Here is a 13731-nt window from a genome sequence, read left to right as displayed (position 1 = left end):
ACGAGCGGCACGGCGCGGCGCATGTTGTCGCCGATGAGACGGCTGACGATGTTGGGGGCGATGAGGCCGAGGAAGGGCAGCGCTCCGACGACGACGAGCATGATGCCGGTCACGATGGCGATGATCGCGACACCGACCGCCATGACGCCGCGCGTCTCGAGCCCGAGGCCCCGGGCGGCGTCGTCGCCGAGACCCAGGAGCGTGAAGCGGTCGGCGACGATCCAGGCGATGAGGGCAGCGGCCGCGGCCAGGTAGAGGATCTCGTAGCGGCCGCGCAGCACGCCCGAGAAGTCGCCGATGCTCCAGCTGAGCAGCTCTTGCAGCATCTCGGTGCGCAGGGCGATGAATGTCGTCACCGCGCCGATCACCCCGCCGTAGAGGATGCCGACGATCGGCACGAGCACGCTCGATCGGGCGGGGATGCGTCGCGCGAGCACGAGGAAGCCGTAGACCCCCGCCAGCGCGCCCACCGACGCCACGAGCGCCATGAGCCAGATCGGCATGGCGGGGGCGAGCAGGAGCAGCGCGAGCAGGGCGAGCGAGGCGGCATCCGTCGCCCCGGTCGTGCCGGGTTCGACAAAGCGGTTGCGCACGAGCAGCTGCATGATCAGGCCCGTGATCGCGAGGGCCGCCCCGGCGAGCACGAGCGCCACCGTGCGCGGCACGCGGCTGGCGAAGAGGATGAAGGCGTCGAGCTCGGCGACGCCGATGAACAGCGAGATCGTCGCGAGGGCGGCGACAAGGGCCACCCCCGCGACGATCAGCGCGGCGGGATTGAGGCGGGTCAGGACTCGGCGCTCCCCGCTGTCGGTGCGTGCATCGCCGGGATCAGCCGGCGACGGCCTCGTGCACCGTCTCGAGCACGTTCTGGATCGCGGTCAGGCCGTTGATGACGATGTAGATCTCGCTCGCGGGCAGGTAGACGATCTGGCCCTCGGTGGCGGCGGTCGTCTGCGCGACGAGTTCGTTGTCGAGGGTGGCCTCGGCCGTCGACCCCTCGCCCGTCGCGGCGCCGCGGTCGAACGCGAAGATCCAGTCGGGGTCGGCCGTGAGGATGAACTCGTTGGTCACGGTGTCGCCGTGGGGCGAACCCTCGGCGCCGGGAAGCTCGGCGGCAGGCACCGCGGGGGTGTAGCCGAGCTCGTCGAAGAAGTACCCGAAGCGCGAGCCCTCGCCGAAGGCGCCGAACTCACCGCCCGAGACCGAGAGCACGAGGGCGGTGCCCTCGGCCGCGCCCTGGATCGTCTCGACCTGCTCCTCGATCGTGGCAGTGAGCTCGTCGACCTCGGCCTCGAGGCCGTAGATCTCGCCGAGCTGCGCGGCGCGCTCGAGACCCGCGGCGGGGTCGAACGTGCCGCCGTAGGTGCCGGTCAGATCGATGGTCGTCGAGATCTCGGACAGCTCGTCGTACTGGCCCGTGCTGCGCGCGGCCGTGACGATCAGGTCGGGCTCGAGCTCGGCGACGGCCTCGAAGTCGGGCTCGAAGAGCGTGCCCACCTTGGGCAGGTCTGCGTACTGCGACAGGTAGTCGGGCAGACCGACGTCCGGGATGCCCACGACCGAGTCGCCCGCGCCGATCGCGTCGAGCGTGTCGAGTGTCGCGATGTCGAAGGTCACGACCGCCTGGGGTGCGAAGGGCACCTCGACCGACTCGCGTGCGACCTCGCGGTCCTCCTGGAAGGAGGACTCGCCGTCCTCCTCGACGAGGGTCAGAGTGGGCCGGGCGTTCTCGACGGTGACCGTTTCGGGGGCGCTCTCGGGCGAGGCGCTCTCCTCTGTGGCCGCGCCGGTGGCGCACCCGGCCAGCGCGAGGGCGGTGACGACGGTCAGGGATGCCGCGAGCAGCGGGCGGTACGAGCTCATGCTGTGATCTCCTGGTGATGTTGGTTAGCCAAGCCTAAGTGAGGCGGGCTTTGGGTAGGTTACCCTAACTCGCCGTCCTCTGCGCACGGGTGCGGCGCCACAGCCACCCGCATATGCCCCCGGGGATATGTCGAGCGCGTAAAGTTAGTCCTTTGGGTGACGCGGGCGCGCACGTCCGCCGACGGAGGTTCAGTGGCCGGTAATGCGACCACTCGCTTCGACAACGTCTCGCTGTTGTCGGTCGCGAGTGTCCTGCCCTCGCGGGTGACGACGTCCGAAGACATCGAGCAGCGCCTCTCGAGCGCGCTCGCGCGGCTGAAGCTGCGCCCGGGTCTCCTCCAGCGCGTCGCCGGCGTGATCGAGCGACGCAACTGGGCCGCGGGCGAGGCCACCGACGAGGCGACGATCCAGGCCGGTGCGCGCGCGCTGGCCGAGGCGCGGGTCGACCCCGCCGATGTGGGCCTGCTCATCAACACCTCGGTCACCCGCAAGCACCTCGAGCCCTCGGTCGCGGTGCGCCTGCACCACGGCCTCGGCCTGCCGACGTCGGCGATCAACTTCGACGTCGCCAACGCCTGTCTCGGCTTCGTCAACGGCATGAGCCTGGCGGCGAGCATGATCGAGTCGGGTCAGATCCGCTACGCCATCGTCGTCAACGGCGAGGACGCCGACGACATCCAGGTCAACACGATCAATCGTCTGGTCAACGCCGACGTCGATCGCGACGGCTTCATGAGCGAGTTCGCCTCCCTCACCCTGGGTTCGGGATCGGCCGCGGCCGTGCTGGGCCGCGCCGACGAGCACCCCGAGGGCCACCGTATCCTCGGCGGCGTGACGCGTGCCGCGACGCAGTTCCACGAGCTGTGCGTCGGCAGCGTCGACGGCATGTTCACCGACGCCAAGGCCCTGCTCAAAGGCGGCCTCGACCTCGTCGTCTCGGCGTGGAAAGAGGCGGCACCCGAGTGGAACTGGTCGAGCATGGACCGCTACATCACCCATCAGGTCTCGTCGGTGCACACCAACGCGATCGTCAAGGCCGCGAAGCTGGATCGTTCACGCGTGCCCACGACCTTCCCGCACCTGGGCAACGTCGGCCCCGCCTCCATCCCCATCACGCTCGCCGAGGAGCAGAAGACGCTCGCGCGCGGCGACCGCGTGCTGCTGATGGGTGTGGGTTCGGGCCTGAACACGGCCATGATGGAGCTCGCCTGGTGACCCAGGCCGCGATGCTTCCACCCCCCAGCCTGCCCGGGCTCGACACGCGGCACAGTCGCCTGCTGTCCGTTCCGGGGCGGGGCGCGGATGCCGGAGCCCATCGCACGTGGCACTTCCTCGATTCGGGGGCTCACCTCGACGAGCACGGCGCGTCGCCCGCGGGCACGATCCTCGCGGTGCACGGCAATCCGACCTGGTCGTACCTGTGGCGCGCCGCGGTCGCGGAGTCCGCGCGCCGGGCGGCCGAGGGCGCACCCGCGTGGCGGGTGATCGCGGTCGACCAGCTCGAGATGGGCTACTCCGAACGCACCGGGATGCACCGCCCGCTCGCCCAGCGCGTGCAGGATCTGGCCGGATTCACCGCGGCACTCGGGCTCGAGGGCCCGGTCGTGACGCTCGGCCATGACTGGGGCGGCGTCGTCTCCCTCGGCTGGGCGATCGACCATGCCGCCGAGCTCGCCGGCGTCTCGCTGCTCAACACCGCCGTGCATCACCCCGAGGGCGTGCCGATCCCGGCCCCGCTGCGCGTGGCCGGCGCACGAGGGATGCTGGCAGCATCCACCGTGCACACCACGGCGTTCCTCGACACGACGCTCGCCCTGGCCTCGCCCCGACTCGACGACGCGGTGCGCGACGCCTACCGCGCACCTTATGCCGACGCCGCCCGTCGCGCGGGGATCGGCGGTTTCGTCGCCGACATCCCGGTCGATGCCCGGCACGAGAGCTTCGCCGAGCTCGAGCGCATCGCCGAGGGCGTCGCGGCGCTCACGGTGCCGGCGCTGATGCTGTGGGGGCCGCGCGACCCGATCTTCAGCGACCGCTACCTCGACGATCTCGCAACCCGCCTGCCGCACGCCGACGTGCATCGCTTCGAGGGCGCCGGTCACCTCGTCGCCGAGGACCGCCCCTACACGGACGCCGTGTTCGCGTGGCTCGACGAGAGGGTGGCGGTGGGGGTGGATGCCGTCGCCCCCTCGGCAGCGGCCTCCGACACCGATTTCAGGCCCATCTGGCGGGGGCTCGAGGCGCGCGCGGACGACGACGACAGCGCCGTGATCGATATGGCGCGGGGCGGCGCAGCCGAACCGCTGCGGGTGAGCTGGCGGCAGCTGAACGAGCGCGTGCGGCAGCTCGCCTCAGGACTTGCGGCGATGGGGGTGCGACCCGGCGACCGCGTCTCGCTGCTCGTTCCGCCGGGACCCACGCTGTCGGCGATCGTCTACGCCTGCCTGCGCCTGGGCGCCGTCGTCGTCGTCGCCGACGCCGGCCTCGGCGTCAAGGGCCTCACCCGCGCGGTGCGCGGCGCCTGGCCCGACGTCATCATCGGCGAGGTCCCCGGGCTCACCGCCGCCCGTGTGCTCGGCTGGCCGGGGCTGCGCATCTCGACCGCGCGGCTGCCGCGTGTGAGCGCGGCGGCCCTCGGCGTCGCGACGTGCCTCGCCGATGTCGCAGCGCTCGGGCGCGGGGCGCCGCTGCCGCCCGCCCCGGCGGCCGACGACCCCGCCGCGATCCTCTTCACGTCGGGCTCGACGGGTCCGGCGAAGGGCGTCGCCTACACGCACGGGCAGCTCGCAGCGCTGCGCGACGTGCTCGCCGCGCACTTCGAGGTCACGGCCGAGACCGGCCTGGTCACGGGGTTCGCCCCGTTCGCGCTGCTGGGGCCCGCCCTCGGCACGCGCTCGGCGACACCCGACATGGACGTGTCGGCGCCGCGCACCCTCACGGCGCGAGCCGTGGCCGCCGCCGTCCGCGCCTCGGACGCGCGCATGGTCTTCCTCTCCCCCGCCGCCGTGCTCAACGTCGTCGCGACGGCCGATGCGCTGACCGCCGACGACCGCGCGGCGCTCGCGCGGGTCGAGGCGTTCCTCTCCACCGGCGCGCCCGTCGGCCAGGGGCTGCTCGAGGCGATCGGCGCGCTCATGCCGAACGCGAGCGCGCACACCCCCTACGGCATGACCGAGTGCCTCCTCGTCACGGACGTCACGCTCGATCAGATCCGCGACGGCGCGGCCGCGCCCGACCGCGGGGTGCTCGTCGGCGCCCCGATCGGGGCGAACCGCGTGCTCATCAGCGCCCTCGACGACGACGGCCGGGCGACCGGAGAGCCGAGCTCCGAGCCGCGCCTGCTCGGCGAGGTGCTCGTGAGCGCCCCGCACCTGAAAGACCGCTACGACCGGCTGTGGCTGACCGACCGCGCCGCCCTGCGCGAGACGCCGGACGCCTCGGCGGGTGCCGGCGGCGAGGGCCGGTGGCACCGCACGGGCGACATCGGGCACCTCGACGCGCGAGGGCGGCTCTGGATCGAGGGCCGGCTTCCGCACGTGCTCGTCACCTCCGAGGGTCCCCTCGCCCCCGTCGGCCCCGAACAGGACATCGAGCGCGTCGACCGTGTGCGCCGCGCGGCGATCGTCGGCGTCGGACCCCGAGGACTCCAGCAGACCGTGGCGGTCGTCGAATCGCTGCCCCCGGCATCCCGAGCAGCCCTCGCCGACCCCGAGCTCACGGCGGCCGTCCGCGCGTCGACGGCGACGCCGATCGTCGCCGTGCTCGTCGTCGCCGCCCTGCCCACCGACATCCGGCACAACTCCAAGATCGATCGCACCCGCCTGTCGGCGTGGGCCGAGCGCACCCTCGCGGGAGAGCGGCCGGTGGCGCCGTGATCGTACTGGCGACCGGGGCCTCCGGGTTCCTCGGCCGCGCGGTCGCCGCCGAACTCGTCGCGCAGGGGCACGAGGTGCGCACGCTGCAGAGGCGGCCCTCCGGCGTGCCCGGTGCCACCGACGTGCTCGGTTCGGTCACGGATGCCGCCCTCGTCGAGCGGGCTCTCGAGGCAGTCGAGGGTGTCGTGCACCTCGCCGCCAAGGTCTCGCTCGCGGGCGATCCGCGCGAGTTCCGCGCGGTCAACGTCGACGCGACGATCGCGCTGCTCGATGCGGCGCTCGCGGCAGGCGTCACGGGCATCGTGCACGTCTCCTCGCCGTCGGTCGCGCACACCGGCACGGCGCTCGCCGGCGCCGGAGCCGACACCGCCGCGCCCGCCCGCGCGCACGGCGAGTATGCGCGCACCAAGGCCGAGGCAGAGCTGCTGGCGCTCGCGCGCGACGGCGCCGCGATGCGGGTCACCGCGATCCGTCCGCACCTGGTGTGGGGGCCGGGCGACACGCAGCTCGTCGCCCGCATCGTCGACCGCGCCCGCCGCGGCCGGCTGCCGCTGCTGAACGGCGGCACCGCGCTGATCGACTCGACCTACATCGACAACGCCGCCTCGGGCATCGTCGCGGCGCTGGGGCGGATGGATGCCGCGCACGGCCGCGCCTTCGTACTCACCAACGGCGAGCCCCGCCCCGTCGGCGACCTACTCGCGGGCATCTGCCTCGCCGCCGGTGTGCGCCCGCCGCGATGGAGCGTGCCCGCATCGCTCGGCCGCGCCGCCGGATCGCTCATCGAGCGGGTGTGGGCGGTGCGCCCCGGCCACGACGAGCCCCCGATGACGCGGTTCCTGGCCGAACAGCTCTCGACCGCGCACTGGTTCGACCAGCGCGAGACGCGCCGTGCGCTGGACTGGGCGCCCGCGGTGTCGATCGACGAGGGTCTGCGGCGGCTCGCCACCCACCGCTGACCCCGGCGCCAGGGCTCGGGTCGCGCCGTGCACAACTGCGGACCTCGAGCGCGACACGCCGGGGTTCCAGGCGGTGCGCCGGCGTGTCGCGATGTCGCGTCCGCAGCTGTGCACACCCGGGCAGCCGGCCGAGTTCGACACAGGGTGAGGGATGTCGGCGGGCCGCGATAGAACGGACGCATGCCCTTCGCCGATGAGCTCCTGGGCGCCGACGAGGCGCGCGCGCTCGTGCGCGCCATCCGCGCCGCCCGACCCGACACCGACGCGCCCGCCCTCGCCCAGGCGGCAGAGTCCCTCGCGCCGCTGCCGCTCGGCGCCCGCGCCGACCTTCTGCGCGACGCTCTCCTCGACGATGTGCCCGGCGACCACGCGGCGTTGGCCGCCGTCGTTCGCCGTGCCGCGCTCGATCCGGGCTTCAGGGGGTGGCTCATCTGGCCCGTCACCCTCGCGGTCGCCACTCGCGCCGCCGACGAGTCCGAGGCGGCGTTCGATGACGGTACGGCCCTTCTCGCCGAGTTGACCGGGCGCCTCACCTCCGAGTTCGCGATCCGCACCCTGCTGCGCGCCGATCTCGACCGGGCGCTCGATCACGCGCTCGCCTGGACGCGCGCGGCCGACCCCGCGGTGCGCCGGCTCGCCAGCGAGGGCACGAGACCCTACCCGCCGTGGGCGGTCCGGGTGCCGGCGCTCCTCCGCGAGCCGCAGCGCACCATTCTGATCCTCGATGCCCTGTACCGCGATCCCGACGAGATCGTGCGCCGCTCGGTCGCAAACCACCTCAACGACCTCAGCCGCGAGAACGCCGAGTTGGTAACCGAGACCGCGGCGCGGTGGCTCGCCGAACCGGATGCCACGACAGCATCCGTCGTGCGCCATGCCCTCCGCACCCTCGTGAAGCGGGGGGATGCCGGGGCCCTCGCCCTGCTCGGATTCACGGGCGATGCGCTCGAGGTGCAGGGGCCGCGGCTGTCGGGTGCCGAGGTCCCGTTCGGCGGCACGATCGGGTTCGCGGGGCGGGTGCGCAACGCCGGCACCGTCGCCGCCCGCGTCGCGGTCGACTATGTCGTCTTCCACCGCAGAGCGAACGGCTCCCAGACGAGCAAGACATTCAAGATCGCGGTCCGCGACCTGGCGCCGGGTGAGACCCTCGCGATCGAGCGTCGCCATTCGTTCCGAGCGATCACGACGCGGCGCTACTACCCCGGCGCGCACGCGATTGCGCTGCAGGTGAACGGCGTCATGAGCGAGCCCGCGGCCTTCGAGCTGCTCGCCGAGGCGTGATCGCGGGCGACCCCGTCCGCCCGCGTTGCTAACCTGCTCGGGTGGATGAGTCACCGCTCACCGCGGCCGCGCTCGCGGGTGCGATCGACGCGCACGCCGACCCCGCCCGGGCAGCCGTCATGCAGCGCTTCTTCAAGACGGGCCCCGCAGAGTACGGCGAGGGCGACGTGTTCGTCGGCGCGAGTGTTCCCGCGATCAGGGCGGCGGTGGGACGGCACGCCGGCCTCCCGCTCACCGAGATCCGCGAGCTGCTGGCCAGCCCCGTGCACGAGCATCGCCTGGCGGCCGTTCTTGTGATGGTCGCGCAGGTCGAGCGGGCGAGCCGGCCGCGATCGCGAGATGACGACGTCCGCCATCGGCTCCACGACGCCTACCTGCAGGCGGCCGCCCGGGGCGAGATCGACAGCTGGGACATCGTCGACTCGAGCGCTGAGATCCTCGTCGGTCGGTGGCTGCGCGATCAATCCGAAGCAGTCGCGTTCGCCGAGCTCGACCGCTTCGCGGCGAGCACACTCCTCTGGGAGCGCAGGATCGGCATGATCGCGACTTTCGCGTGGATCAAGGCCGGCGACGCCGAACCCACGCTGCGCCTGGCCCGCACACTGCTCGAGGACCCCGAACCTCTCATGCACAAGGCGACCGGATGGATGCTGCGTGAAGTGGGCAAGCGGGTCGACCGTGGTGAGCTGATGGCGTTCCTCGACGAGCACGCGGACGCGATGCCACGTACGATGCTCAGCTACGCCACCGAGCACCTCGGGCCCGATGAGCGCGCCCGGCTCCGCGCGATTCCCCGCCGGGATCCGCTCACTCGGCGTCGCTGAGAACCACGACCTCGTCTCCGTCCTCGATGAATCGCAGTCCCGTGCCCTCGGCGAACTCGTCGCGCAACTCATCCGGGAGCTCCGATGTCACCGACAACTGCACCGTCGCGGCGAAACCGCCCGCGGCGCACCCCGAGTAGATCGGACCCGAGAAAGAGTTCGACTCGGGCTCGATCGAGGCGGCATCCATGATCAGCAGGCACTCGTCACCCACCCGCCCGCCCGTCCACCCGCCCGGCATGCGATAGATCGCGAGGCCGAAGAACCCGGCGAAGGCCTCGCCGGCGACATCCTCCGGGTCGCAATCCGGACCACCGCACTGCCATCCGGCGAAGATCTCCGGCAGCTCCGCGAACGGGTCGATGCCGAGTACGCCGACCTCCCGGGGGTCGGCCTGCACCCGACGCGAGACGACGCCGGTCACGATCGCGGTGATGAGCACGGCGATCACGAGCGAGGCGACCCAGGCGATCACGAGCCGCGACCGGCGCTGCTCACGGCGCGTCGGTGTCACGTCCGACTGCACAGCGCTCGGGGTGGGTTCGGGCCCGGCCTCGGCCTCCCACCCTGGCTCGGGTGCACGATGACGCGGGCCCCCCGCATCTGCGGACGTCCCGGCGACGACCGGCACGGCCGGATCGGGCTCCGCTGCGGGTTCGTCGCGTCCGGCCGAGTACCTGGACGCGCGGGCGATGGCCTCGAGCTCCTCGAGGCGCCGAAGCCTCGCGGGATCGTCGGCGATGTCCGCCTCGGGACCATATGCACGCGCGCGCAGGGCGCGCAACTCGCTCACCGTCGACTCGTCCATCGGCACCCTCCCCCGCACCAGCCTACGCACGCGTGCGCGCGGAGCCGGAGGGCGTCGGCGCCGGGGCTCAGCCCAGATGCACAGCCGCGGCGCCCTCTGTGGGAGCCAACTCCTCCTTCGAGCCGCGGATGAAGACGAGGGCGACGACCGCGGCGACGACCATGACAACGGCCGCCGCGAAGAAGACGACGGAGTACCCGGCCGTCAGCGCCTCCAGCTGCGCCCCGGGGTCCGCGCTCAACGAGGACTCGGATGCCGACACGTACAGCGCCGTGAACACCGACAGGCCGATCGAGCCGCCGATCTGCATGGAGGCGTTGGCCGTCGCCGAGGCCGCCCCGGCGTCGTGCGGCTCGACGCCGCTCAGGGCGAGGTTCTGCACGGGCACGAAGATGCACGCCATCCCCACACCCAGCACGAGGAGCGCCGGAAGGATCTGCACGAAGTAGTTGCCGTCGGCGGTCAGCGCGGCGAGGTAGAGCAGACCCGCGGCGGCGATGATCGGCCCCGTGATCATCAGCGGACGCGGACCGATGACCCGCAGCATCCGCGTCGCAACCGGGGCCGTCGCCATGATCGCCAACGTCATCGGCAGACTGCCGAGCCCGGCCTGCAGCGGCGACATCCCGAGCACGATCTGCAGATGCAGGGCGAGGTAGAGCGTGGCGCCGATCATGACGGTGCCGACGATGGCCTGGATGAGGAACGCGCCGCCGCGCACCCGGTCGAGCACGACGCGCAGCGGGAGCAGAGGCTGCGCCACCCGCGTCTCGAGCCAGACGAACAGCGCCAGCAGAACAACGCCGAGCGAGAGGAATCCGATGGTCCCCAGCGTCGCCCACCCGGTCTCGGCGAGGCTGAAGCCGTAGACCAGCGCACCGAGCCCGAGGGTGACGGTGACGGCACCCCAGATGTCGTAGGTGTTCTCTCCGCCCGCCTTGCTCTCGCGCACCAGGAGCACACCCCCGATGAAGCCGACGATGACGAAGATCACGTTCACGAGCAGGCACCAGCGCCAGTCCGCGAACTCGGTCAGCACGCCGCCGAGCAGCATGCCGACGGCGGCGCCCGCACCCGCGATGACACCGAAGACGGCGAATGCCGTGTTGCGATCCTTGCCGTGCGGAAAGGTCACCGTGAGCAGGGCGAGCGCCGCGGGGGCGAGCATCGCCGCGAACGCGCCCTGAAGGCCTCGGGCGATGATCAGCTCGATGCCGTTCTGCGCGATGCCGCCGAACGCCGACGCGATGCCGAACCCGATCATGCCCACGAGGTATGTGCGCTTGCGACCCCAGTAGTCCGCGATGCGCCCGCCGAGCAGCAGCAGGGCGCCGAATGCCAGCGCGTACGCCGTGACCACCCACTGCCGCTGCCCGTCGGTCAGGGCGAGCTCGGCCTGCGCCTGGGGCAGCGCGATGTTGACGATCGTGCCGTCGAGCACGACGACCAGCTGGGTCAGCGCGAGCACGCACAGGGTCAGCCATCGACGATCCTTCGCCGGGCGGGACGGGGATGGGCCCGCGACTACGGGGTGATTCTGGGTCATCGTCATGACGAGACGCGCCTTTCGAGGAGGAACGAGTGCGACGCACCCCGTCGGACGTGCTCTTCAGCGTAGTGGATAAGCGGATGCTGCGACTCCGCTTAAGCGCAGGTTCGGCGTACACTGACCGCATGACCTCGCCCGGCGCCGACGACGCAGCCCCCGGATCGAACCTGCGCGCGGACGCCGCGCGCAATCGCGAGAAGATCCTCGACGCCGCCGCACGCCTCTTCGCCGAACGCGGGGTCGAGGCCTCGCTCAACGACGTCGCGCGCGAGGCCGGTGTCGGAGTGGGCACGGTCTACCGCAAGTTCCCGGACAAGGACGCGCTGATCGAGGAACTGACCGCGAGCAAGCTTCGAGGGATGCTGGAGCTCGTGGCGGCAGCATCCACCCGCTCCTCCGGCGCCGAGGCGCTGCGCGAGCTGATGATGGGGGCGGCCGAGTTGCGCGCCGTCGACCGCGGCCTGTTTCCGACGCTGTTCCGTGTCGGCGACCGCGCGCGACGCGATGATCGCGTGCGCGAGCTTCTGCAGGCGTGGGATGCGGTGATCGCGCGGGCGCGCGCGGAGGGAGCAGTGCGCGCGGGCTTCGCCGCGGCCGACGTCGATCTGTTCATGATGATGGTCGGCACCGTCGCCGACCGCACCCGCCACCTCGGGCCCGCCGCCTGGCGTCGGTGCGCCCACGTGCTTCTCGACGGCTACGCGGCGCACCCCGGCGACGACCCGGTACCACCCCTGCCGCTGGACGAGCAGACGCGGCGGGGCCTCTTTCTCGGCCAGTGAGCGCGCGGTGTGCTGTGATGGTCGGATGAGCACCGCAGACAGCGCCCTCTCGATCACGATCGATGGCACCCCCGACCTGCCCGGCGAGGTCCTCGGCGCGCTGTACCGCATCACCGGGCGCTCACGCGACGAGCTGCGACGCTCGATCCTGGCGGGCGAACCCGTCTACAGTGCAGACCTGTTCGGTCCCGATCATCATGAGGTCGCCCCGCGGCTCGAGAAGGCCTGCGACTACCTCGCCGGGCTGGGGCTCGGGATGATCGCCCACGAGAGGGTGGACGGGCAGACCGACGAGATCACCCTCGACACGATGCGCGAGATCCTCGCCGCCGCCGAGAGCGCGGGCTGACCGATGTCGAACGGACCGCCCCGTGATCACGTGACGGAGGGGGTCGCGACCGTGAGCATGACCTTCAGCGATTCGCGATCGTCCATCGCCCTGTAGCCGGCAGCCACGTCGACGAGCGGCATGGTGCGGTCGAAGACTCGTCCAGGATCGATCGCACCCGAGAGCACCTGCGGGATCGCGGCATCCATGTAGGCGCGCACGGGGGCGGGTCCGCCGGCGAGCCGCACGTTCTTGCCGAACAGCGATCCGAACCCCACGGGCGCGTCTTCGTATTGCGGCACGCCGACTCGGGAGATGATCCCGCCCGGACGGACGATGCCGCACGCCTGCTCGTAGGCGGGCATGTGGCCGACGGCTTCGAGAATGATATGGGACCCTTCGCCGTCGGTGAGGTCCATGACCTTCGCGATGCCCTCGTCGCCTCGTTCCGCGACGACGTCGGTCGCACCGAACTCGAGGCCGAGGTCGGTGCGGGCCGTGTGCCGACCCATGAGGATGATCCGCTCCGCGCCGAGCTGCGACGCGGCGAGAACGGCGGAGAGCCCGACGGCACCGTCACCGATGACGGTCACGGTCTTGCCGGGTTCCACCTGACCCATGTGAGCGGCGTGGTAGCCGGTGAGATACACGTCCGAGAGGGTGAGGAGGGATGCCAGCATGCTCTCGTCGGCGGAGGCGGGGTCGAGGTCCGGCACAGTGACGAGGCTCCCGTCGGCGAGAGGGACGCGGGCACGCTCTGCCTGCAGCCCCCCGGTCTCGATACCGCCGTACCAGCCTCCGTGCACGCACGAGGTCTGCAGCCCCTCGCGGCAGAATACGCAGGTGTTGTCCTGGAACGAGAACGGCGCGATCACGAAGTCTCCGGGCCGCACGCTCCGCACGGCGGCCCCCACCTCCTCGACCACACCGATGAGTTCGTGGCCCATCGGGCGCCCCTCGTTCGAGGGTTCCATCCCGTGGTAGCGATGCAGATCGGACCCGCAGACGCACGTCCGCACCGTGCGGACGATCGCGTCGGTAGGGCTCTTGATGATCGGATCGGGAACGGTCTCGACGCGAACGTCACGGGCGCCGTACATGAAGGTCGCGAGCATACGGGAGGGCTCCTCGGGTTGTGGTGGGAGTAACTATTGCATCTGTCCGATGACAATGAATATGTCGGATGTGCCATTGATTCTGTGGCGAGATTCAGCGGAATCTCGGATGCCGCCGACACCGCCGGGATCGTCTCCGACGCTTTGCGTGCCATTGATTCTGCAGTTCGCCGGAGGTGGCGCGGGCGCCGAGTTGGTGTCGCGTAGGGCGTACCTGAGCGCAATTCTTCAGCGGGCTAGGTAAACGCGACACCCTTGGGCGCGGCAGCCCGTAGATCCCGGTGACCGTGCGGGAGTCTCCGCTGATCGACCGGCCTACGGGCAAGACGATGGGACAAGCGGGCAGT

12 protein-coding genes are annotated in these 13731 nt (G+C 71.7%); 7 read left to right on the top strand and 5 right to left on the bottom strand.

All coding sequences use genetic code 11. The annotated features are described in order from the left end of the window. Both DI573_RS09975 and DI573_RS09970 read right to left on the bottom strand, forming a co-directional pair. On the bottom strand, positions 1-749 hold a 749-nt coding region (locus DI573_RS09975), incomplete at its 3' end, for an iron chelate uptake ABC transporter family permease subunit (RefSeq protein ID WP_292813518.1). A 79-nt stretch (positions 750-828) separates the two neighbouring features. Then, positions 829-1863 (bottom strand): ABC transporter substrate-binding protein, encoded by a 1035-nt coding sequence (locus tag DI573_RS09970; RefSeq protein ID WP_292813517.1) that lies wholly within the window; start codon positions 1861-1863, stop codon positions 829-831. A gap of 192 nt (positions 1864-2055) precedes the next feature. Between DI573_RS09970 and DI573_RS09965 the strand changes: the two genes are divergently transcribed. From DI573_RS09965 to DI573_RS09945, 5 genes are all read left to right on the top strand, one after another. Continuing rightward, positions 2056-3078 (top strand): 3-oxoacyl-ACP synthase III, encoded by a 1023-nt coding sequence (locus DI573_RS09965; RefSeq protein WP_292813515.1) that lies wholly within the window; start codon positions 2056-2058, stop codon positions 3076-3078. A gap of 11 nt (positions 3079-3089) precedes the next feature. Beyond that, a complete protein-coding gene (locus DI573_RS09960; protein WP_292813512.1) occupies positions 3090-5738 on the top strand; it encodes an alpha/beta fold hydrolase in 2649 nt (882 codons plus the stop codon). Beyond that, positions 5735-6697 (top strand): NAD-dependent epimerase/dehydratase family protein, encoded by a 963-nt coding sequence (locus DI573_RS09955; RefSeq protein ID WP_292813510.1) that lies wholly within the window; start codon positions 5735-5737, stop codon positions 6695-6697. The genes DI573_RS09960 and DI573_RS09955 overlap by 4 nt, the downstream gene beginning before the upstream one ends. A gap of 180 nt (positions 6698-6877) precedes the next feature. Then, on the top strand, positions 6878-7978 hold the full coding sequence (locus DI573_RS09950; RefSeq protein WP_292813509.1) for a DNA alkylation repair protein: 1101 nt from the start codon (positions 6878-6880) through the stop codon (positions 7976-7978). Between the two features lie 41 nt (positions 7979-8019). Further along, on the top strand, positions 8020-8802 hold the full coding sequence (locus tag DI573_RS09945; protein ID WP_292813507.1) for a DNA alkylation repair protein: 783 nt from the start codon (positions 8020-8022) through the stop codon (positions 8800-8802). On the opposite strand, the gene DI573_RS09940 is transcribed toward DI573_RS09945, so the two are convergent. Together DI573_RS09940 and DI573_RS09935 are read right to left on the bottom strand one after the other, a co-directional pair. Then, entirely contained in the window at positions 8786-9610 is an 825-nt protein-coding gene (locus tag DI573_RS09940; protein WP_292813504.1) for a hypothetical protein, read from the bottom strand. The two genes, DI573_RS09945 and DI573_RS09940, sit on opposite strands and share 17 nt — an antisense overlap. A gap of 67 nt (positions 9611-9677) precedes the next feature. Beyond that, complete coding sequence (locus DI573_RS09935) at positions 9678-11162, bottom strand: MFS transporter (RefSeq protein WP_292813502.1); 1485 nt, start codon at positions 11160-11162, stop codon at positions 9678-9680. A gap of 122 nt (positions 11163-11284) precedes the next feature. On the opposite strand from DI573_RS09935, the gene DI573_RS09930 reads away from it, so the two are divergent. After that, entirely contained in the window at positions 11285-11941 is a 657-nt protein-coding gene (locus DI573_RS09930) for a helix-turn-helix domain-containing protein (RefSeq protein ID WP_292813499.1), read from the top strand. A 25-nt stretch (positions 11942-11966) separates the two neighbouring features. Then, positions 11967-12290 (top strand): hypothetical protein, encoded by a 324-nt coding sequence (locus tag DI573_RS09925; RefSeq protein ID WP_292813497.1) that lies wholly within the window; start codon positions 11967-11969, stop codon positions 12288-12290. Positions 12291-12316: 26 nt separating this feature from the next. On the opposite strand, the gene DI573_RS09920 is transcribed toward DI573_RS09925, so the two are convergent. Beyond that, complete coding sequence (locus tag DI573_RS09920) at positions 12317-13384, bottom strand: alcohol dehydrogenase catalytic domain-containing protein (RefSeq protein WP_292813494.1); 1068 nt, start codon at positions 13382-13384, stop codon at positions 12317-12319. Positions 13385-13731 lie beyond the last annotated feature (347 nt).

It is taken from the genome of Microbacterium sp. (genome assembly GCF_003248605.1).
In the GTDB taxonomy this organism is placed as follows: Bacteria; Actinomycetota; Actinomycetes; order Actinomycetales; family Microbacteriaceae; genus Microbacterium.
This window is presented reverse-complemented; position numbering and strand designations above follow the sequence as displayed.

Bases quoted from the DNA above. Each gene is read 5' to 3' on its own strand.
- DI573_RS09970 (WP_292813517.1), bottom strand. From the start codon at position 1,863: ATGAGCTCGTACCGCCCGCTGCTCGCGGCATCCCTGACCGTCGTCACC.
- DI573_RS09960 (WP_292813512.1), top strand. From the start codon at position 3,090: ATGCTTCCACCCCCCAGCCTGCCCGGGCTCGACACGCGGCACAGTCGC.
- DI573_RS09950 (WP_292813509.1), top strand. From the start codon at position 6,878: ATGCCCTTCGCCGATGAGCTCCTGGGCGCCGACGAGGCGCGCGCGCTC.
- DI573_RS09940 (WP_292813504.1), bottom strand. From the start codon at position 9,610: ATGGACGAGTCGACGGTGAGCGAGTTGCGCGCCCTGCGCGCGCGTGCA.
- DI573_RS09935 (WP_292813502.1), bottom strand. From the start codon at position 11,162: ATGACGATGACCCAGAATCACCCCGTAGTCGCGGGCCCATCCCCGTCC.
- DI573_RS09930 (WP_292813499.1), top strand. From the start codon at position 11,285: ATGACCTCGCCCGGCGCCGACGACGCAGCCCCCGGATCGAACCTGCGC.
- DI573_RS09925 (WP_292813497.1), top strand. From the start codon at position 11,967: ATGAGCACCGCAGACAGCGCCCTCTCGATCACGATCGATGGCACCCCC.
- DI573_RS09920 (WP_292813494.1), bottom strand. From the start codon at position 13,384: ATGCTCGCGACCTTCATGTACGGCGCCCGTGACGTTCGCGTCGAGACC.